A 20,535-nucleotide genomic window follows, 5' to 3' on the forward strand; every position below is an offset into this window, starting at 1 on the left:
GGTTACGAATAAGAGCGTTGCACCACTAACCCGCTTTTCGACATCGCGGCGCTTTCGTGCCATTGCGGGCAGGGCGCCGTCCGCACCCCTCGCGAAGGGCCGGGCATGCGCCGTACCGGAGACTGTCAGGACAGGAAGATATCCATGACGACCCATCGCATTCTCCATGTCGACGACGAGGCTGACATCCGGGAAATCGCCGTGATGTGTCTCGAACTGGAGCCGAGCTTCGAGGTCCGCGGCGCGAGCTCGGGCGCCGAAGCCCTGGCGGTGGCCAGCGAATGGGTGCCCGATCTCGTGCTGCTCGACGTGATGATGCCGGGCATGGACGGACCCGAGACATTGCGACGCCTGCGCGAAGACGCGCGCACCGCCGAGGTGCCGGTGGTCTTCATGACCGCCCGCACGCAATCGGCCGATGTCGAGCGCTTTCTGGGTCTCGGCGCCCTCGGCGTGATCCCCAAGCCGTTCGATCCGATGGCGCTGGCCGGCGAGGCCCGCAGCTACCTGGACCGCTGACCGGTCTGCCGGAACACGGCCGATCATGCCGACGGACGGGGTAGAGGACTGCCGACTTGTCGCAGGGCGCAATCTCGTCGCGTCAGCTTAAGCTATTCTCAAAGGAAAGACGGAATGCTCGCCTAGCATTGCCCGGTCGACACTTGCCGTCCGGTGCGCGGGGATACTGTCATGACCGGCCTGCACCGTCTTACCCAGCTCTATCCGATCCGTCTGGCGATCGTGATCATTCTCTATGGCCTGGCGGGCTGGCTGGGGCTGCTCCTCGCCGTGCCGCCGGGCTACGCGACGGTTCTGTGGCCCGCCTCGGGTATCGCCGTGGCGGCGCTGCTGCTCTACGGAGCCGGGCTCTGGCCGGGCGTGCTGCTCGGCTCGCTGATCGTCAATCTGAGCGCCGGTCATGCGGCCGCGCCGGACGGGATCGCGGCGACCGGCATTGCCGTCGCGGTCGCGATCGCGGTTGGTTCGACCATCCAGGCGCTGGTCGCGGCCGGCCTTGTGCGCAAGGTCTTCGGCTTGCCGGTCAATCTGTCGAGCCGCCGCGATCTGCTCCTCTTCGCGCTGTGCGCCGGGCCGCTGCCGTGCCTCGTCGCCGCCTCGATCGGCGTTGGAGCGCTCTCTTTCGCCGGCCTCGTTGTCCCGGAGGCACTGGCCCGCAACTGGTTCACATGGTGGTTCGGCGATGTCGCCGGCGTGCTGATCGTCCTGCCGCTCGCGCTGGTCGCGCCCTGGCGGAACTGGAGCCTGCGCTGGTCGGGGCAGCCGGTCACGCGTTTCACCGCCCCGTCGCTGCTGGCGCTGATCGTCCCGCTTGCCCTGACCCTCTACGCCTGGAAGATGACGACGGAGATTTCCGAACAGAAGAACCAGGCGTCCTTCGCGGTGCTGGCCGAAGACAGCCTTCAGGCGCTGCTGCACCGCATTTCCTCCTACAAGCAGAGCCTCGACGGCGGTTCGGGCCTGTTCCTGGCCTCCGCATCGACCACCGCGCAGGAGTGGGAGACCTTCGTCGAGGCCCTGAACATCGAGGAGAACCTGCCCGGCATCAACGGCATCGGCTTCATCCAGCCGGTCGGCCTGGGCGGCCTGCAGAGCTTCCTCGACCAGGCGTTCCGCGACGGGGTGGGGCCGATGCAGGTGCATCCCGACACGCCGGCACCGGCAAGGTTCGTCATCAAATATATCGAGCCGCGCGATCGCAACCTGAAGGCACTCGGGCTCAACATCGCCTTCGAAACCAATCGCTACGAGGCCGCGGTGCGTGCCCGCGACACCGGCGAAGCGGTGATCACCCGCCGGATTTTCCTGGTGCAGGACACCACAAAGAGCGCCGGCTTCCTGCTGCTGCGCCCGCTCTACGCCAATGGCCGGCCGCTGCGCAGCATCACCGAACGGCGCCGCGCCTTTCTCGGCTGGGTCTATGCGCCCTTCATCGCGCCGCTGTTCATGGACAATCTCACCGCAAGCCAAGGCGTCGGCGTCGATCTCAGCGTCTATGACGGCGGCACGGCCGATCCCGAACAGCTGATCTATTCCAGCAAGGCCGCCGGGTCCGGGGGGCACGAGCCGGCCTATCAGGTGAAGAAGGTGCTGCCGGTCATGGGGCAGCAATGGACGGTCTCCTGGCAGAGCACGCCCGGTTTCGAGGCGAGCGTTGCCAGCAACGAGGCGACGCTGATCCTGGTCGGCGGCATGCTTCTGACGGTGCTGTTCGGCGCGCTCTTGTACTCCCACGCCCGCCGCGAGGAATCGATCCGCAACATCGTCGAGATGAAGACCCACGCCATCGCCGCGCGCGAACGCGAGAACCGCGCGATCGTCGACACCGCCGTGGTCGGCTTCATCGTCCTCGACTGCGCCGGCCGGATCCTCTCGGTCAACCGCGCCGTGGAGGCCATCTTCGGTCACACCGCCGACGAGATCCGCAACCAGCACGTGGAGACCATTCTCAGTTGCGACGCCATCACCGCCGCAACGCTCGCCACGGCGGTCGGCGAGGGCGAGGCCGCGTCGGATTCGCCGGTGGTGATCAAGACGCGCAGCAAGGCCGGCAAGCGCCTGTATCTCGACGTGCAGCGCAACGACTGGTCGACCGAATCCGGCGATCTGCGCCATACGCTGATCATCCGGGACGTGACGGCGCAGCGTCTGGCGGTCGAAGCGCTGGAGGCGAACGAGCGCCGCTGGAACCATGCGCTCGAAGGGGCCGGCATCGGCGTCTTCGACATCGACTTCCGCCGCGGGCAGTCCTTCGTCTCCGACACCTGGAAACAGATGCTGGGCTTCTCGCCCAACGACGACATCGAGCCGCGGGCCGAATGGCTGGCCCGCATCCATCCCGAGGATCTGCCGGCCCTCAAGGCGGTCGAGGACGCCTATTACGACACCGGGACCTTCCGGTCGGAAGCGGAATACCGGATCCGCCGGAAGGACAATGTCTGGATCTGGCTGCGTTCGGATTCCATGGTCATCGAGCGCGACAAGGCCGGCAAGCCGATGCGGGTGATCGGTACGCAATCGGAGATCACCGAGCTGAAAACCGCCGAGGCGGCCCTGCGCTCCAGCGAGGAGCGAGTGCGTCTCGCCCTGCGCGACGCGCCGGTGGGCATGGCCATGCTCGACCTGAACGGCGGCTGGATCAGGGTCAACCAGGCGCTCTGCGCTTTCCTGGGCTACAGCGAGGCCGAGTTCATGGAGCGCGATCTGGCCGCGGTGACCCATCCCGACGACGTCGGGATCGACCGCGAGCAGATGGCGCAGATGATTGCCCAGACGCTGCCGACCTACCAGGTCGAGAAGCGCTTCCTGCATCGCGACGGCCGCGCGCTCTGGTGCCTGTTCAGCGTGTCGCTGGTGCATGACCACGACGGCCAGGCCTATCTCGTCTCCCACGTCCAGGACATCAACGACCGCAAGGAGATGGACCGTCTGAAGAACGAGTTCGTCGCCACGGTCAGCCATGAGCTGCGCACGCCGCTGACCTCGATCCGCGGTTCGCTCGGCCTGATCCAGGGCGTGATGGCCAAGGACGTTCCGCCGGCCGCGACGCGTCTCCTGACCATCGCGGTCGCCAATTGCGAGCGGCTGGTCGCCCTGATCAACGACATTCTCGATCTGGAGAAGATCACCGCCGGGATGATGGCCTTCGAGACCGTCCTCGTCGATCCGAACGCGGCGGTCACCCAGGCGATCGAAGCCAACCAGCCCTATTTCGAGCGCTTCGGCGTCTCCGTCGCGTTCACCGCGACCGGCGAGGGAGAGGCGTGGATCCCGGTCGATCCGGCCCGCTTCCAGCAGGTTCTGGCCAATCTCCTGTCCAACGCCGCGAAATTCTCGCCGCAGGGGGGCGTCATCGACGTGGCCATCGAGCCGATCGACGGCGCGATCCGGATCTCGGTCACGGACCATGGCACCGGCATCCCCGCCGAGTTCCAGTCGCGCATCTTCGACCGCTTCACCCAGGCCGATTCCTCGGCCACCCGCGAGAAGGGCGGCACCGGGCTCGGCCTGCACATCACGCGTCAGATCATCGAGACGATGGGCGGGACGATCGACTTCGCCAATGTCCCGGGGGCGGGCGCGCGGTTCTGGATCGACATGCCGTGCCAGGCAGCCGAGCCGGCGGTCCTGCCGCCCGGACGGTCGGAGGCGGAAGCCGCGTATGACGGGCCGCGCGGCCTGCCGGTCGGCCTGCATCTGGAAGACGACGGCGACTTCGTCGAGATCCTGTCGGCAATGCTGCGCGGCAAGGTGGAACTCGTCAGTGCCGGCAGCCTCGCCGAGGCGCGGCAGGCGCTGGAGGACCGACATTTCGACTTCGCGGTGCTCGACCTGACGCTGCCCGACGGCCACGGACTGGCGTTTCTCGACGAGCTCAGCCGTACTGACGGCGGGCGCGTGCCCACCCTCGTGCTGTCGGCCGCCGACGTGATGATCGACGACGACCGGGTCGACGAGATCCTGGTGAAGTCGCGGGTGACCGAAACCCGCATCGTCGCGTCGATCCTGTCCTTGGCGAGCGGCGAGAGCGAAGCCCCGGAGCCGGGAAGACTCAGCGCCTAGAACCCGGCCGGCGGGGCGTACGGCCCCGCAGCCGCGCGGCGATCAGGCGCCGCCGGATTGCGGCCCGCTTGGCAGGTAACTGCGCACCAGCCGCGCCACGTCGAGCCCCGAGGAGCGGGTCTTGGTCAGGGTCGCATTGACCCGGCGGGGCAGGTTCGGATCGACCTCGTCGGCCGAGAAGATGATCACCGCGACGTCCGACGACAGGTCCGGCAACAAATCGAGGCCGGAGCCGTCCGGCAGGTTGATGTCGAGGATGACCAGCTCGAAGGGCTGCCGCGCCACCAGTTCGCGCGCCGCCTCCAGCGTGCGGGCGGAGGTGACGCAGACATCGCCGCCCAGCCCGCCGGCAAGCACTTCGGTGACGTCGCGATGGTCCTCGACATGCAGGATGCGCGGCCGGCTCTCGGGCGAGCGGATCGCCACGCGGTCCAGCGCGGCCCGCAGCTTGGCCGTGTCGATCGGCTTGGCCAGCCAGTCGATGATGCCGACGGCCGATCCGTTCAGCGCTTCGCGCGTTTCGTCGGCCACGGCCGAGATCACCAGGACCGGCAGATCGGGATTGCGCGGCGACCGGCGGATCTCGTGGAAGAGCTCAATGCCGCTGTCTCCGGCCAGCCGGATGTCGAGCGTCACCGCGACATATTCGAAGTTCGCCAGAAGCGTCCGCGCCGTGGCGATGCCCGGGGCGATGTCGCTGGCAAACCCCTGCGCGTCGAGATGGGCGGCGACGATCTCGGCGATATCCGCCTCGTCCTCGCATACCAGAACGCGGGGGCGATGATCGATGACACCGGCCGGGTCGTTCTGCCGGGCGACCAGTTCGGGCAGGTCGACATGGAAGGTCGTGCCGCTGTCGCCGGTATCGAAGCTGATCCTGCCGCCCAGCTTCTCGACGATCGTCTTGGCGATGCTGAGGCCGAGCCCCGTGCCGCCCTTCTGGCGATTGTCGGTGGCGTCGGCCTGCTCGAACTTGCCGAAAATGCGTTTGCGGAAAGATTCGGGGATGCCCTGGCCCTCGTCGGAGACCGACATGCGCACCCAGTCGTCGCCGTGCCGCGCGATCGTGACGGTGACGGTCCCGTCGACCGGCGAGAACTTGATCGCGTTGGACAGGAAATTGGCGAAGACCTGATGCATGCGGTTGGTGTCGGTCTTCGCCTCGATGTCGGGCGCCTCGTCGACGAGCCGGATGGTGACGCGGCGCTCGGGCATGTAGCTGGAACTCGCGGCGATCGCCTGCTCCAGGAGGGGGCGCAAGCGCGTGCGCTGCAGGTCGAACGGCATCTTGCCGGATTCCAGCTTCTCCAGATCGAGAATGTCGTTGATCAGCAGCACCAGCCGTTCGCTGTTGTTGTAGGCGATCTCGACCATGTGCGCGGCCTTGGGCGGCAATTCCCCGGTGACGCCGGCGGTAATCAGGCCGAGCGAGCCGCGGATCGAGGTCAGCGGCGTGCGCAACTCGTGGCTGATCGTGGCGATGAACTCGTTCTTCACCGCGGCATTGCGCTTCTGCTCGGTGACGTCGCGATTATAGGTGATGATGCCAACGATCTCGCCCGTACGGTCCCGGAACGGCGCCTTCAGCGTGTTGAGCCAGCCTTCGGAATCGTCCGGGAACACGGTCATCTGGTCGGTCCGGATCGCCTTGCCGCTTTCCAGCATGGCGACCTCGTCCGCCCGGAAGCGCGCCGCCAGTTCGGGCGGGTAGAAATCGAAGTCGGTCTTGCCGATCAGGTCGGCGGCACCGCGAACCCGCATCATGGCGGCGGTGGCCGGGTTCGCGGCGATGAACCGCCCGTCCACGTCCTTCACGTTGAGGCAGTCCGGAAGCTCCCGCACCATGGCGCGGTAGATGGCGTTGGTCGCCGACAGTTCGCGCCGGCGCGCCTGCCATTGCAGGACGACCGCGATAAGGACGGCGCTGATGAAGGTCAGCACCAGCAAGGGCACGCCGGTGCGGGCGAGGAGCGATAGCCGCAGATCCGCCGGGATCGCCAGGAACGCCACCAGCCGGCCGAAGGCCACCGCCAGGCCGAAGACCAGGATGACGTTGATCGTGCGCGGACGCGTGCGTGTCCACCAATAGGCCGCCAGTCCGACGACGATGGTGATGACGATGTCCGCGACGCCGGCCATGGCGCCCGCGCCACCCAGATACACGCGATAGAACAGGGCAGCGACGCCGGCGATGATGACCGCCGGCAGCCCGCCGAAGAAGCCGGCCGCAGCGACCAGCGGCGCGCGCAGATCGACGATGAAGCCGGCGATCAGCGGCTGCGCCGAGGCCATGGAGACGACGGCGCCGATGCCGAGGATCAGCCCGAGCAGCAGGGACTGGATCTTCGGCGACAGCCGGGTCGTCCATTCGGTGACGAAATCCCATGCGAGCACGAGAATCGAAACAAGCGCCAGATTGGCGAAGAGGGATTGCCAGAGAGGGGTCATGCTGCTCGCAGTCTGCCGATCCGGGCCGAATGTGAAGCGCCCTCGATCTATCTGGCGCAGCGGTACCACAAGCACGGCGAAACCGGCAAAGACCGTAAGCGAATCCTTTCGCTCGAAGCTGTTGCGAGGCTGGTGGGCGCTACGGACGGCGCGTTGCAGCGGGCGACTGTGTCATCCCCGATGCGGCGCGGGAGGCTGCCGCGCCATGCGCCGGCTCTGTCTGGCCCCCCATGCGGGCTCGTCGACCGCACAGCATCTGAGGTTGACGCGGCCGCCACTCCCGAGGGGCCCCGTCGGGCCCGGGCGAGCCGGCAACCGGGCCGGCCCCGTCGCAACAAACGAAACGGGCGCGTCCTGCAACGCGCCCGTTTCCTGTCATGTCGATGAAGCGTCGTGCTTCAGGTGATGCGCTGGATGCTCGCGGCGATCTCGTCGCGGTCGAAGACGCGCTTCCAGTCGTCGCGCATCAGCATCGGCTTGCCGAATTCGATGGCCTTGTTGCAGGCGTCGGAGAACACGCCGTCGACCTCGTCGAAGATCACCGCGCCGAGAATGTTCATGTGGCCGAGCAGGAAGTCGCGGGCGCAATCATGCGGCACGCCCTTCTTGACCACTTCGTCCATGGCTTCGCGCATGACCACCAGCAGCGAGGCGCAGACCGTCTCCGACAGGCCCGGCTCCAGATAGGCCATCTGCTCGACGGTCACCTGATAGGTGCGGGCCACCGGCGCATAGATCGCGCGGGCGACCTTGTCGCCGATCTCGTAATGCTCCTGCGGGCCCTGCATCAGCGCGTTGACGACGCCCTGCTGCGCCGCGACGCCGCCGAAATGGTCCTTGCGGCCGGCCTCGGTCTCTTCGTTGTGGAAGATCGGCGGATGGCAGGGATGGGTGACGAAATAGGTGATGTCGGCCCGCTCCGGCAGATGGCCGGCGAAGGGGGCCGCGGCGTCGAGAACGACGACGATCGTGCCCGGCGCGACCTTGGGAACCACCAGCGACGCGACCTTGCCGATCACCGTGTCCGGCACGGCGAGGATCACGACGTCGGCGCCGTCCAGTCCGGTCTCCTGGTCGACGCAATCGACGCCGATCGCATCCTTGAGGCGCTCCTGGCCCTTCGGGTCGACCTCGATATGACGGACGTCAAAATCCGATTTGGCCAGATTGCGGGAAAGACGGACGCCCATTTTGCCGCCTGCGCCGAACAGCGCCACAGTAGTCATTGTCTACACTCCTCCAAGGTCCGACGGGACCTTTCCTAAACTGGTATGATGAGATAACAATAGGACCGAATTGTCAACGCCCGCAGCGGGCCTCCGAGGTAGCTTCATGCGAGAGAAAGAGCCCGTCACGCCGTGGGTGACGTGGTACGGCGACGACTTCACGGGATCGGCCGCCGTGATGGAAGCGCTGGCCTTTGCAGGCGTGCCGACCGTGCTGTTCAGCGACGTTCCGGACGCCGATCTGCTCGCCCGCTTCAGCGACTGCCGGGCGATCGGCATCGCCTCCACCGCGCGCAGCCACGGGCCGGAGTGGATGGCGGAGCACATGCCGGCCCCGCTGCAGTTCCTGCATGATCTCGGCGCGCCGATCTTGCACTACAAGGTCTGCTCGACCTTCGATTCCTCGCCGCAGACCGGCAATATCGGCAAGGCGATCGATCTCGGCCTCGCCATTCGTCCCGCTGGCGCGGTGCCGATCCTGACCGCCGCGCCGCAGATGCGCCGCTACCAGGCCTTCGGCCATCTCTTCGCCGGCACCTTCGACGGCGTCTACCGGCTCGACCGGCATCCGGTGATGTCGGACCATCCGGTCACGCCGATGCACGAGGCCGATCTCCTGAAGCATCTGGCCGAACAGACGTCGCTGCCTTCGGCGCTGATCGACCTGGAGGCGCTGTGGTCCGGCCCGCAGCCGCGGCTGGAGGCGGCCCTGCGCGACGGTGCGCGGCTCCTGTCGATCGATTCGATGGAGCCGGCGAGCGAGACGGCGGCAGGGCGGCTTTTGTGGGAAAACCGCGACCGGCTCGGCTTCGTGGTCGGCAGCCAGGGCATCGAATTCGCGCTGCTGCGCCACTGGCTGGAGATCGGCCTGATCGTTCCGGCCGAACCGGCCGGCAGCGCCGGGCGCGTTGACCGGATCGCCGTGATCTCAGGATCGGTGTCGCCGATGACCGGCGCGCAGCTCACCTGGGCCGGCGCCAACGGCTTCGCGCTGCTGCCCTTCGACGCGACGCGCGTCTGCGGTTCGCCGGCGGAACTGGCGGCGGAGGAAGACCGGCTCGTCGCGGCGGCCTGCGCGGCGGCCGCAAATGGCGCCAGCCCGCTGGTCCATTCGGCGCTCGGCAACCAGGACAAGGCGGTCGGGGCCTTCCGGTCGACGGTTTCGCAGAGCGGCCTGACCATCGAGATCGCCAACCGGCGCATCGGCGAGGCTCTGGGCCGGATCCTCGACCGGACGCTGAGCGAGACCGGCATCCGCCGTGCGGTCATCTCAGGGGGGGACACCTCGGGTCATGGCATGCGGCAACTGGGTCTCGACGCGCTGGTCGCCTGTGCCCCGACGATTCCGGGCGCGTCGCTGTCCACCGCCTATGGCAAGGGCGCCCATGACGGGCTGCAGATCGCCCTGAAGGGCGGCCAGATGGGCTCGGAGGATTTCTTCGGCTGGATCAGGGACGGCGGCGGTCCGCGCGGTTGAACCGCAGTCACTGGGCCCGGGCGATCAGCGCGGCGGCGCCTCGCCGTCGCCGAAACTGTAGAAGTCGAGCGAGCGGTTGAGATGGCCGCGCATGGTCTCCACCGCCTTGTCGGGATCGTGCGCGGCGATCACGTCGACGATGCAGTCGTGCTCGGTCAGGGTGATCTCCTCGTTGTTCGACCAGTGCAGCAGCGAGGTGTGGTACTGGAACAGCCAGCGCAGCATGGCGACCGAGACGGCCGAGATGATCGGGTTGGCGACGATGTCGGCGATGCGCGTGTGGAACGCCATGTCGACCTCGATGAACGGCACCGGGTCGCCGCCGAGGAGGGAGCGCTGGCGCTGCACCAATTCGCGCAATTCCGCGACATCGGCGTCAGTGGCGTTCTCGGCGGCCACCCGGACGATGCCGAGCTCGAACATGCGCCGTGCCTGTTTCAGATGCTCCAGGTTCGACGGCACCGCGTTGAGCAGCAGGCGGGCAATCTCGTCGGTCTGGTCGAGAACCGTGCCGGCGGTGATCTCGTTGACCCGGCTGCGCTCGCCATGGCTGATGGTGATCAGGCCGGCATTGTGCAGCGATTGCAGCGCTTCGCGCACCGCCGGGCGTCCGACGCCGAAGCGCTCCATCAGGGCGCGCTCGGAGGGCATGTAGTCGCCGGCGCGCAATTCGCGCGACCGGATCATGTGGCGCAATTTGTCCAGCACCTGATCCGAGAGCTTGCGCCGGACGATCTTTTCGCCCTCCTGGCCTGAATCGAGCTGGAACACCGCTTTACCTCTTCGATCTCGTCGCGCCGCCCTGCCGCAGCGTTGCGCCGACGTCGTCTCTTACCTTCCAACCAAAAGGTGGCAAGTCTTCGAAGGGTTCTAATGTGAGGTTTGCGTCGAACACGGCGCCCGACAGGGCAAGATGGGCGCGTTGTGTGTCCACTTCGCTCGCCACCACCGCCATCCCGGCGCATGCCGCCAGCGCCGCGATCGCTTCGGTCAGGGGCAGGCGGCTGCCGTCGGGCGCGAAGAGGCCGCGCGGCCCGTAGAGTTCGGCCGGCGTCCAGACCGAGATTCCCGCCGGGGCCAGCGCGGTGGCGAGCCCCACCGCATAGGCGGCGGCAAACCGGCCGGCATGGCGCGGATCGTCGTCGGCCATGGCGACGCGGCGGCGATCCGGGTTCGGGATGGTGCGGGCGCCATAAGGGTTCTGCCGCATGGCGATGGTCGACGGGCCCATGCGATAGTCGCGATCGCCGATGATCGCCCGCGCCGAGGCGGTGATGTGGGCGACGGCTTCCAGTGTCTCCATCACGGCGCGGTCGCCGGCGTCGTGGACGATCGGGCACAGCGAATGGGCGACAAAGTCGAGCATCTCCACCGGCGGGCGCTTGCGGTTCAGCTCGGGAAAGAAGCTCGCCATGCCGCCGCCCATCAGCGGCACGTCGAACCGGCGGCGTGCGGCGGCATGGATCGCGTCGAGCGGCGGGCAGGGCGGCCAGGCCGATCCGGGCGGCGTCGATTGCCGGTCGACCGACGGGCAGACCATGACGCTGTCCGGCGCAAAGCCCGCCGCGCACATGGCGTCGGCATAGCCGGCGAGGATCGGGTCCGGATCGACATCCGCATCGCCGCCGAAATCGGCGATCATCTCCAGGTCGAAACCATGGGAGGGCGCGGCGGCCTGCAGGGCGGCGTGGGCGGCGAACTGCCCGGCGACGTCGCTGAGGCTGGCATCAACATGGCAGAGCAGGCGCTGCGGTCGGACCGCGTCGAGATCGCCGGGGCTGGAGACGGCCCGGCGGGCATGGTCGGCGGTGACGAGGATGGCCGTCTGCGGGAACGTCGTTCCGGCGGCCGGCGGCGCGGCGGGTCTCGGTGCGGCTGCCGGGACGTCCGACCATGTCAGGCGCACGGCCTGGCGCAGTTCCTCGCCATCGGCGATGTCGTAGGGCCAGGGCAGGGCGATCGGCCGGTTGTAGGTCTTGAAGGAGGCGTCACCCCACTGGCGCTGATCCTCCATCTCGAAGGCGTCGCCCTCGAAACGGCAGCGGCATTCCTTGTCGCCGATCCGATGGGTGATGCCGGCCATGTCCATGAAGGGCTGCCACGGCGCGATGCGCTCGGGGAAATGGCCCTCCTCGACCTGTCCGTCGGTATGGGTGACGGTGACGGGCGCCCCGGCCTGGCCGGTGATCGGGTGGAGAACCGTGAAGCCCGTGCGGTTGGTCTCGAACCGGCCGCTCGCCTTGCCCACGGCCTCGAAATCCAGCCCGTCCGGCCGGACGCGGATGGTCAGGTCCACGTCGAGCCGGCCCGGCGGGTTGGTGAAGGCGAGTGCGCAGTTGAGCACGAGCGCATCGCCCTCGCGGCTCTCGCGCACGGGACCTGCCTCGGGAAACAGCGTGCCCCAGTCCCGGTCGCGGGCGAGGAACGCCACCTGCCGCAGGAGTTCGCGGCCTCCCACGGTGAGGTGGGAGATCGCGCCGTTGCGAAAGGCGAAGGCGACGGGGCCGAGCTCGACGGAACGCGCCGTTTCGAGCGGCTGGTCCGTGCCGTAGAGTTCGACCGGATCGCTCATATGTCGGACAGCCTCACCGTCTCGCCGGTCTCGGCCGAGCGGTAGGCGGCCTGGACCAGCGCCAGGGTCTTCAGATTGTCGGCGCCCGAGGTTTCCGGCTGGGTGCCGGCGTCGATGCAGGCGACGAAGTGCTGCTGGATGATCCGCACGCTCTCCTGGATGTTGTGCCAGGGACGCTCCGCCCAGGGCAGGACGGGCGGCGACACATCGGTCACAGTCTCGTTGCCGCCGGTCTGGACGACCAGGCTGTAGCCGGCGTCGAGCCGCAGCGTGCCCTCGGTGCCGTCGATCTCCAGCAGCGACTGCGGAAAGGTTTCCGGCGTGCGGCGGGTGGCATAGGAGCAGTCGACGACGGAGGTCACGCCGCCTTCGTAGGCGAGCAGCATGGTGGCCACGTCCTCGCCCCTGATCTTCGGATTGACCCGCTTCGTGGTCGCCGCGATGCGCTCGACGTCACCGAACAGCGCCCGCGAGATGTCGAGGATGTGGATGCCCAGATCCTCGATGATGAAGCGCTCGCCTTCGGCCAGATAGGGCTGGCCGGAATAGACGTCGTAGCCCGAACGGAAGGCGACGCGGCCGAAGAAGGGCGTGCCGATGGCACCGCTGCGCACGGTCTCGATCGCCTTGCGCACGGCCGACTGCCAGCGGAAGTTCTCGTGCACCATCAGCGTGCGGCCGGCGGCCTCGACGGCGGCCACCATGGCGCGGGCGTCGTCCATCGTCTCGGCGAAGGGCTTCTGGCAGATGACATGGCAGCCTGCGCCGGCGGCCATCTCGACCAGCGGCCGGTGGCTCTGGACGGTCGTCGCGATGTCGACGAAGTCCAGCTCCTCGGCCGCGAACATCGCCGCCGCGTCGGTGTAGGTGCGGGTGATGCCGAAGGTCTCGGCGGTGGCGGCGAGCCGCTCGGGATCGCGGTCGCAGAGCGCCACGATCTCCGCGCCGTCGATGTCGCGCCAGGCATGCAGCTGGTTCTGTGCAAAGAAGCCGCAGCCGATCAATGCGCCTTTCATGGGGTACTCTCCTTACTTGCCGAGGGCCGCCTGGGCCTGCAGGGCGACGCGGCTCTGGACGCGCTGCTGGGCCTGGTCGATGACCACGGCGGCGATGATGACGAGACCCTTGATCACGGTCTGCCAGAAGGCCGAGACGCCCATCATCACGAGGCCGTCCGACAGGACGCCGATGACGAAGGCGCCGATGATGGTGCCGCCGATCTTGCCGCGACCGCCCGACATGGACGTGCCGCCGAGAACCGCCGCGGCGATGGCGTTGAGCTCGAAGGTGTCACCGGTGGCCGGATGGGCGGCGACGAGCTGCGAGGCGATGATGATGCCCACCAGCGCGGCGCAGAAGCCCGAGAACATGTAGACGAAATACTTGACCCGGTTGACCTTCACGCCGGACAGGGCGGCGGCCTTCTCGTTGCCGCCGACGGCATAGATGTAGCGGCCGAGCGGCGTGCGCTTGGCGATATAGGCGGCGACGCAACCGACCACGATCAGCATCCAGATGGAGATCGGAATGCCGAGGAAGTCGCCGGCGCCGATCATCCGGAAGGTGTCCGAGCCGTATTCGGCGTTGCCGTTGAGGTTGGGGAAGGTCCGGCCGTCCGAGGACAGCATGGCAGCGCCGCGGGCGACATAGAGCGTGCCCAAAGTCGCGATGAAGGGCGCGACGTTGAGCTTGGTTATGAGGAACCCGTTGATCGCCCCGACGGCCACGCCGACGACGATGACCAGGAGGCAGATCTCGATCGTGTTGAACTGGATCGACCAGCCAAGCCCCAGATCGATGCCGTTGAGGATCAGCCAGCCGGCGACCATGCCGCACAGGCCGACGATCGAGCCGACCGACAGATCGATGCCGCCGGAGACGATGACGAAGGTCATGCCGATGGCGAGGAAGGCGTTGAGCGCGACGTGCTTCGACATGATGACCATGTTCGCCGTCGACAGGAAGTTCGGCGCGGCGAAAGCGAAGAAGACGAAGACGAGGATCAGCGCGATGAAGGTGCGCGCCTTCAGGATGACGAGCAGCATCGAGGTGCTGTCCATCTCCCGGCGGGGAACGGCGGTGGCGGTCTGGGCGGTCATCACGAGGCCTCCTTGAAGGCGGAACTGGGTGCGTGGTCGGGGGCGTGCCCCATTGCCGAAGCCTCGACGAGCGCCGTTTCGGTCGCCTCGTCCTTGCTGAACTCGCCGGTCACCCGGCCGTTCGACATCACCAGGATCCGGTCGGACAGCGACATCACCTCTTCGAGGTCCGAGGTGACGAAGACGATGCCGAGGCCGTCGGCGGCCAGCTTGCGCATGACGCGGAACACCTCGGCCTTGGCGCCGATGTCGATGCCGCGGGACGGCTCGTCCATGAGCAGGATCTTCGGGTCGGTCATCAGCGCCTTGGAGATGACGACCTTCTGCTGGTTGCCGCCCGACAGCGAGGAGACCTCGTGCTCGGGCGAGGCGATCTTGATGGTCATGCGGCGGATGAAGTCGGCGACGGTCTCGGCCTCGCGCTTCAGCGACATGTGGATGCCGCGGGTGAAGGCGCCGAGGCTGGAGAGCGTCATGTTCTCGCGGATCGACAGGATCTGCACGAGCCCGTCCTGCTTGCGGTCCTCGGGAATAAGGGCGAGGCCACGGGCGATCCGGTCGGAGACGCCGCGCTTGGCCAGGTGCTCGCCGCGCATGAAGAAGGAGCCGGCATAGTCGCGCTGCTGCCCGATGATGCATTCGAGCAGTTCCGAGCGCCCGGCGCCCATCAGGCCGTAGACGCCGAGGATCTCGCCCTCGCGCAGCGAGAAGGAGACGTCGTCGACGGCCAGTCCGCCGCTCTTGTTGGGCAGCGAGATATGCTCGGCCCGGAAGATCTCGGCGCCGTAATCGTGCTCGACCTCCTTGGCGAAATCCTTCGAGGCCTCGCCGATCATGTTGCGCACGATCCAGGGCACGTCGACGCCGTCCATCGAGCGGGCGCCGGTGATGGCGCCGTCGCGCAGGACGGTAATGTAGTCGCCGACCCGGATCAGCTCTTCCAGCCGGTGCGAGATGTAGACGATGCCGACGCCGTTGGCCTTCAAATCGGCGATGACCCGGAACAGGATCTCGACCTCGGAGGCCGACAGCGCCGAGGTCGGCTCGTCGAGGATCAGGATGCGGGCGTCCTGGGCCAGGCTCTTGGCGATCTCGACGATCTGCTGCTGGCCGACCTTGAGGTCGCCGACCAGCGTGTCGGGATCGATGTCGTGCTCCAGCCGGCGCAGGAGGCGGCGGGTTTCCTCGCGCTGGGCGGCCATGTCGATGTCGACGCCGGCGCGGGTCTTTTCGCGCGCAATGAAGATGTTGTCGCTGACCGACAGGTTGGGGAAGAGGTTGAGCTCCTGGAAGACGATGCCGATGCCGTGGCGGGCGGCCTCGTCGGTCGAGCGGAACACCCGTTCCTCGCCGTCCATCAGGATGGTGCCCTGGGTCAGCTGCTCGACGCCGGCGATGACCTTCATCATCGTCGACTTGCCGGCGCCGTTCTCGCCGACCAGCACGTTCACGGCGCCCATATGGAGGTCGAAATCGACGTCCTTGAGGGCGACCGTACCCGGATAGACCTTCAGGCCGTTGCGGATCGACAGGCCGATCGGATGGGCAGCGTCGGCCATCTCACTCTCCGATCTGGAGCTGGGTCGGGACCAGCTCGACCGATTGCGCGTCGCCCTTCAGTGCGATGACGCCCTCGAAGCGGGCGGTCTGGCCGACCACGTCGCCCTCGGGAAGCGTCAGCCGCGAATGGGCGACGGCGTTCAGCGCATTGGCGAGCTTGGCGAATTCGATCTGGTCGCGGAAATCGGTGAAGACGATGAACGGCATGGCGTCGCGCAGCGCCGTGCCGCGGATGATCGGGCCGAGCTGGACGGTGACGTCGCCCTTGCCGTCGCCGTCGGTGTCGACCTGCAGCTTGGCGGCACGGCTCTTCAGCTTGGCTTCGACGATCTTGCCCTCGCCGGAGACGGCGAAGTTCCACGGGCTGGTCTCGCCGTCGCGGGGAAAGCCGTATTGTTCGCCGGCGGCGTCAGGATCGCTGGCCATGGCGGCGCGCAGATCGGTCAGCGGCACGACGTGGCTGGCGATCTCCGGCATGACCTTCGGCTCCCATGCCTCTTCGGCATAGGCCGCCATGCGGGTCTCGTCGGTGGCGGCGACCGCGCCTTCACCGGCGGTCTTCTCGGAGTCCCAGACGATGGTGAAGCCGCAGAGGCAGAGGACCGAGGCGGCAAGAATGGTGGTGCGGATGGTTCTGTTGCGCATGGCAGGCCTGCCCCTGAACGGTGATGTGCCTGGCACGATGGCCAGGCACGAGCGTGTCTTGGGAGACGGGGAGCGTCAGTCGGCGAGCGCGAAGGTCTCGAGCTTGTCGGCGTTGCTCTCGTCGATCAGCACGCAGTCCATGAGCTGCTTCTCCGGCTGGCCGGTGGAGCCCGTGGTCAGGTACTGGTCGGCCTGCTCGACGGCGAGCTGGGCCTGGCGATAGGCCGGCTGCAGCACGGTGGCCTTGATGCCGCCCTTCTTGATCGAGTCGCGCACGTCGTTGGAGCCGTCGAAGCCGACGAGGATGACGTCGGTGCGGCCCGCCGCTTCCAGCGCCGCCCAGGCGCCCATCGCCATGGTGTCGTTGCCGGAGATGACGCCCTGGATGTCCGGATTGGCCTGGAGGATGGTCTCCATCTTCTCGTAGGCTTCGGTCTGCGACCAGTTGGCGGACTGCTGGGCCACCATCTTCATGTCCGGATACTGGTCGATGATGTCGTGATAGCCCGAGGACCGGATGCCGGCATTGGTGTCGGCTTCGCGGCCGAGCAGTTCGACGTAATTGCCTGCCTCGCCCATCAGCTCGACGAACTTCTCCGCACCGAGCTGCGCGCCCTGGTAGTTGTTGGAGACGATCTGGCTGACGGCGATGCCGCTTTCCTTGATCTCGCGGTCGATCAGGAAGGACGGGATGCCGGCTTCCTTGGCGCGGCGCACGGGCGCGACGGAGGCGTCGGCGCCGGCATTGTCGAGAATGATCGCCTTGGCGCCGCGGGCGATCGCCGTGTCGTACATTTCCGACTGCTTGTTCGGGTCGTCGTCATGAACGAGGACGAGGGTCTCGTAGCCGAGTTCCTGGGCGCGCTTCTCGGCGCCGACGGCCTCGGCCTTGAAGAACGGGTTGTCATGGCTCGGCGTGATGATGGCAATCAGGCCCTTGTCCTGGGCGAATGCCGGCATCGCGATCAGGCTGGCAGCGCCAGCCAGCGCGGAAATGAGAATACGACGGTTCAACAGCATGAAAGGCTCCTCCCGATCATTCGTGGCACCCGGTGCGGATGCCCTCCTCCCTAGATCGGCCCGAAGCTTGAGAGATCGTCATTACTATGTCAACAGGTATGATGAGTATTTGAGATGGCGTGCGACAAGAAGGATAATGCGATGGCGGACGACATGATCAGGGTGACCTATCGCATCGAATGCGCCGGCGACGTCGAGGCGATGGCGGCCAAGATCGCGTCGGACCAGTCGACCGGCACCTTCACCGAACTGCCGGCCGAGACCGAGGCCGTGCGCGCCCGCTGCGCCGCCCGCGTCGAGCAGGTCACGCCGTTCGAGCCGCTGGCCGTCCCGTCGATTCCCGATCCGGCGGGGCAGGGCCCGTATCACCGCGCTGACGTCACCATTGCCTATCCGCTGGAGGCCGTCGGCACCGACATCGCCGCGCTGATGACCATCACCATCGGCGGCGTCTTCGCGGTCAAGGGCGTCACCGGCATCCGCGTCATGGACATCGACCTGCCGCAGGCCTGGGCCTGCCATCCCGGGCCGCAATTCGGCATCGCCGGCTCGCGCCGCCTGATGGGTGTGGAGACGGGGCCGATGATCGCCTCGATCATCAAGCCGTCCCTGGGGCTTCTGCCGGACGAGACCGCCGCGGTCGTCGCCGATCTCTGCGCTGCCGGCGTCGATTTCATCAAGGACGACGAGAAGCTGATGAGCCCGGCCTATTCGCCGCTCGAGCAGCGCATCGCGGCCATCATGCCGGTGATCCGCAATCACGAGCAGAAGACCGGCAAGCGGGTGATGTACGCCTTCGGCATTTCGTCGGCAGATCCCGACACGATGATGCGCAACCACGACCGCGTGGTCGAGGCCGGCGGCAACGCCGCCGTCGTCAACATCAACTCCATCGGCTATGGCGGCATGAGCTTCCTGCGCAAGCGCTCGTCGCTGTGCCTGCATGCCCATCGCAATGGCTGGGACATCCTGACCCGCCATCCGGGCCTCGGCCTCGAATTCCGGGCCTATCAGAAGATCTGGCGGCTGCTCGGCGTCGACCAGTTCCAGATCAATGGCATCCAGGCGAAATACTGGGAGCCGGACGAGAGCTTCGTGCGCTCCTTCGAAGACTGCATGACGCCGATCTTTTCCGAGGCCGACCGGCCGCTGCCCGTGGTCTGTTCGGGCCAGTGGGGCGGCCAGGCGGTCGAGACCTATGAGCGCACCGGCCGCACGCTCGACCTGATGTATCTTGGCGGTGGCGGCATCCATGGCCATCCGATGGGGCCGGCGGCCGGCGTGCGCGCCATCCGCCAGGCCTGGGACGCGGCGGCCGAGGGCCTGCCGCTGGCCGACAAGGCGCGGGACCATCCCGAACTGGCCGCCTCGCTGACCAAATGGGGCTGAGCGCCCCGTATCCGCGCTGACGTATCGCGGAGGCTGGGCCGGGCACCAGGCTCCCGGCCCTGTTTCGTGACGTCTTAACGCTCGACGGCGGGGGCGTTCTCGCCGAGGTCCCAATAGAGACCGGCCATCATTGCCAGGCCCTCGCGCACGATGCCGGTGGGCACGTGCTCGTTGGGCGCATGCTGGGAGCAGCCCGGATAGGAATGCGGCACCCAGATGGTGCGCATGCCCAGGACTTCGGAGAAGGCGTCGTTGGGCAGCGAGCCGCCGAGATTGGGCAGGATTGCCGGCCTGGCGCCGGTCGTCTTGGCGATGGAATCCACCGCCCAGCCGACCCAGGCGTCGTCGGGATCGAGGCGTGTCGCCTTGAAGATGCCGTCGCTGGTCAGGCCGATCTGCACCATGCCGAGGCCCTGCCGGTCGAGATGGCGGCGGATCGCCGGCATCACCGCCTCCGGATCGATGCCGACGACGTAGCGCAGCTGCATCCGGGCCCAGGCCCGCGGCGGGATGGCGTTGACCGGCGTCTTCGGATTGCCGGCCTCGAAGGCCAGCACTTCCAGGGCGCACCAGCCGAAGACCCGCTCCGACGGCGTCAGGCCGGGCTCGCCCCAGTCCCGCTCGATGATCTTGCCTTCCTCGCCGGCGGTAATGTCGCAATCGGCCAGCACCCGGCGCACCGCGTCCGGCACATGGGTCGGCACCATCTCGGGAATGCGGATCTGACCGGTCGGCCCCACCAGGCTGGCGATGGCATGGGAAAGCTGCACCGCCGGGTTGGAGAGGAGACCGCCCCAATTGCCCGAATGCCGGCCGCCCTCGCGGGCGTCGATCCAGATGTCGAAATTCACGCCGCCGCGCGAGCCGAGAAAGATTGTGGGCCGGTCGGCCGACAGGCGCGGACCGTCCGAGGCGATCAGGACGTCGGCCTTCAGCCGGTCGCGATATGTGTCGCAGACTGCATGCAGTCCGGGCGAGCCGACCTCTTCACCCATCTCGATCAGGTATTTGGCGTTGAAGCCGAGGCGGCCGCGGGTTTCCAGCACCGCTTCCAGCGCGGCGAGATTGATGCCGTGCTGGCCCTTGTTGTCGACGACGCCGCGGCCGTACCAGCGATCGCCGCGATCGGTCACCGTCCAGGGCGACAGGCCGTCTTCCCATTCGGCATCGAGACCGCGGATGACGTCGCCATGGCCGTAGCCGAACACAGTCGGCAGGGCCGGGTCTTCCATGCGCTCGGCGATCAGGAACGGGCCCGGTGCGCTGTCGTCGGTGACGATCTCGGTGGTGAAGCCCAGCTTCTCCAGCGCCGGGGTCATCTCCTCTTCGAGATAGCGCAGCAGTTCCGCCCGCCGGTCCGGGTTCTGGCTCTCGGTCGGCATCGCCACGCGGCGTGCGAGTTCGGCGCGGAAACGACCGGAATCGAACGATTCCTGGGCAAGGGCGATGGCGGCGTCACGACTCACGGGCAGATCTCTCCTCCTCGACTTCGCGCGAAGCCTCGCCACGGGGCGCTCC

The 20,535-nt window shown here is 67.5% G+C and carries 14 protein-coding genes; 4 read left to right on the forward strand and 10 right to left on the reverse strand.

All coding sequences use genetic code 11. From position 1 onward, the window contains the following. Positions 1-144 precede the first annotated feature (144 nt). Both H9Q09_RS09040 and H9Q09_RS09045 read left to right on the forward strand, forming a co-directional pair. Positions 145-519: a response regulator gene (locus H9Q09_RS09040; RefSeq protein ID WP_187390770.1), complete on the forward strand. Its 375-nt coding sequence runs from the start codon at positions 145-147 to the stop codon at positions 517-519. Positions 520-690: 171 nt separating this feature from the next. Beyond that, positions 691-4,581 carry a PAS domain S-box protein gene (locus tag H9Q09_RS09045; RefSeq protein ID WP_187390771.1) on the forward strand — a complete coding sequence of 1,297 codons (3,891 nt, stop codon included), beginning with the start codon at positions 691-693 and terminating at the stop codon, positions 4,579-4,581. Positions 4,582-4,623: 42 nt separating this feature from the next. Here the strand turns inward: H9Q09_RS09045 and H9Q09_RS09050 are convergent, their stop codons facing one another. Then, positions 4,624-7,029, reverse strand: a complete 2,406-nt coding sequence (locus H9Q09_RS09050) for an ATP-binding protein (RefSeq protein ID WP_187390772.1) — start codon at positions 7,027-7,029, stop codon at positions 4,624-4,626. Positions 7,030-7,427: 398 nt separating this feature from the next. Beyond that, complete coding sequence (locus H9Q09_RS09055) at positions 7,428-8,255, reverse strand: phosphogluconate dehydrogenase C-terminal domain-containing protein (RefSeq protein WP_024350205.1); 828 nt, start codon at positions 8,253-8,255, stop codon at positions 7,428-7,430. 106 nt (positions 8,256-8,361) lie between these two features. Between H9Q09_RS09055 and H9Q09_RS09060 the strand changes: the two genes are divergently transcribed. Further along, positions 8,362-9,732, forward strand: a complete 1,371-nt coding sequence (locus tag H9Q09_RS09060; RefSeq protein ID WP_246716073.1) for a four-carbon acid sugar kinase family protein — start codon at positions 8,362-8,364, stop codon at positions 9,730-9,732. A 24-nt stretch (positions 9,733-9,756) separates the two neighbouring features. Here H9Q09_RS09060 and nanR read toward each other — a convergent pair whose 3' ends face one another. The 7 genes from nanR to H9Q09_RS09095 form a co-directional block, all read right to left on the reverse strand. Beyond that, on the reverse strand, positions 9,757-10,503 hold the full coding sequence (nanR, locus tag H9Q09_RS09065) for a transcriptional regulator NanR (RefSeq protein ID WP_187390774.1): 747 nt from the start codon (positions 10,501-10,503) through the stop codon (positions 9,757-9,759). Positions 10,504-10,507: 4 nt separating this feature from the next. Further along, on the reverse strand, positions 10,508-12,304 hold the full coding sequence (locus H9Q09_RS09070; protein ID WP_187390775.1) for a hypothetical protein: 1,797 nt from the start codon (positions 12,302-12,304) through the stop codon (positions 10,508-10,510). Beyond that, on the reverse strand, positions 12,301-13,320 hold the full coding sequence (locus tag H9Q09_RS09075) for a Gfo/Idh/MocA family oxidoreductase (RefSeq protein ID WP_187390776.1): 1,020 nt from the start codon (positions 13,318-13,320) through the stop codon (positions 12,301-12,303). Before H9Q09_RS09075 ends, H9Q09_RS09070 begins: the two co-directional genes overlap by 4 nt. Positions 13,321-13,332: 12 nt before the next feature. After that, complete coding sequence (locus tag H9Q09_RS09080; protein ID WP_187390777.1) at positions 13,333-14,403, reverse strand: ABC transporter permease; 1,071 nt, start codon at positions 14,401-14,403, stop codon at positions 13,333-13,335. Continuing rightward, on the reverse strand, positions 14,403-15,962 hold the full coding sequence (locus H9Q09_RS09085; RefSeq protein WP_187390778.1) for a sugar ABC transporter ATP-binding protein: 1,560 nt from the start codon (positions 15,960-15,962) through the stop codon (positions 14,403-14,405). The genes H9Q09_RS09080 and H9Q09_RS09085 overlap by 1 nt, the downstream gene beginning before the upstream one ends. A 1-nt stretch (position 15,963) precedes the next feature. Next, positions 15,964-16,608, reverse strand: a complete 645-nt coding sequence (locus H9Q09_RS09090) for a DUF2291 domain-containing protein (protein WP_210315284.1) — start codon at positions 16,606-16,608, stop codon at positions 15,964-15,966. Positions 16,609-16,683: 75 nt separating this feature from the next. Next, positions 16,684-17,628 (reverse strand): D-ribose ABC transporter substrate-binding protein, encoded by a 945-nt coding sequence (locus tag H9Q09_RS09095; RefSeq protein ID WP_024350213.1) that lies wholly within the window; start codon positions 17,626-17,628, stop codon positions 16,684-16,686. A 141-nt stretch (positions 17,629-17,769) separates the two neighbouring features. On the opposite strand from H9Q09_RS09095, the gene oiaX reads away from it, so the two are divergent. Beyond that, positions 17,770-19,017 (forward strand): 3-oxo-isoapionate-4-phosphate decarboxylase OiaX, encoded by a 1,248-nt coding sequence (gene oiaX, locus H9Q09_RS09100; protein WP_187390780.1) that lies wholly within the window; start codon positions 17,770-17,772, stop codon positions 19,015-19,017. 74 nt (positions 19,018-19,091) lie between these two features. On the opposite strand, the gene H9Q09_RS09105 is transcribed toward oiaX, so the two are convergent. Continuing rightward, positions 19,092-20,483 (reverse strand): M20 family metallopeptidase, encoded by a 1,392-nt coding sequence (locus tag H9Q09_RS09105; protein ID WP_187390781.1) that lies wholly within the window; start codon positions 20,481-20,483, stop codon positions 19,092-19,094. Positions 20,484-20,535 lie beyond the last annotated feature (52 nt).

It is taken from the genome of Aurantimonas sp. DM33-3, assembly GCF_014334315.1.
GTDB classification, from domain to species: Bacteria; Pseudomonadota; Alphaproteobacteria; order Rhizobiales; family Rhizobiaceae; genus Aurantimonas; species Aurantimonas coralicida.

What these genes read in the sequence shown, in the direction of transcription:
- H9Q09_RS09070 (WP_187390775.1), bottom strand. Translation starts at nt 12,304, where the DNA reads ATGAGCGATCCGGTCGAACTCTACGGCACGGACCAGCCGCTCGAAACG.
- H9Q09_RS09055 (WP_024350205.1), bottom strand. Translation starts at nt 8,255, where the DNA reads ATGACTACTGTGGCGCTGTTCGGCGCAGGCGGCAAAATGGGCGTCCGT.
- H9Q09_RS09090 (WP_210315284.1), bottom strand. Translation starts at nt 16,608, where the DNA reads ATGCGCAACAGAACCATCCGCACCACCATTCTTGCCGCCTCGGTCCTC.
- H9Q09_RS09050 (WP_187390772.1), bottom strand. Translation starts at nt 7,029, where the DNA reads ATGACCCCTCTCTGGCAATCCCTCTTCGCCAATCTGGCGCTTGTTTCG.
- H9Q09_RS09080 (WP_187390777.1), bottom strand. Translation starts at nt 14,403, where the DNA reads ATGACCGCCCAGACCGCCACCGCCGTTCCCCGCCGGGAGATGGACAGC.
- H9Q09_RS09040 (WP_187390770.1), top strand. Translation starts at nt 145, where the DNA reads ATGACGACCCATCGCATTCTCCATGTCGACGACGAGGCTGACATCCGG.
- H9Q09_RS09075 (WP_187390776.1), bottom strand. Translation starts at nt 13,320, where the DNA reads ATGAAAGGCGCATTGATCGGCTGCGGCTTCTTTGCACAGAACCAGCTG.
- H9Q09_RS09060 (WP_246716073.1), top strand. Translation starts at nt 8,362, where the DNA reads ATGCGAGAGAAAGAGCCCGTCACGCCGTGGGTGACGTGGTACGGCGAC.
- oiaX (WP_187390780.1), top strand. Translation starts at nt 17,770, where the DNA reads ATGGCGGACGACATGATCAGGGTGACCTATCGCATCGAATGCGCCGGC.
- H9Q09_RS09095 (WP_024350213.1), bottom strand. Translation starts at nt 17,628, where the DNA reads ATGCTGTTGAACCGTCGTATTCTCATTTCCGCGCTGGCTGGCGCTGCC.
- H9Q09_RS09045 (WP_187390771.1), top strand. Translation starts at nt 691, where the DNA reads ATGACCGGCCTGCACCGTCTTACCCAGCTCTATCCGATCCGTCTGGCG.
- H9Q09_RS09085 (WP_187390778.1), bottom strand. Translation starts at nt 15,962, where the DNA reads ATGGCCGACGCTGCCCATCCGATCGGCCTGTCGATCCGCAACGGCCTG.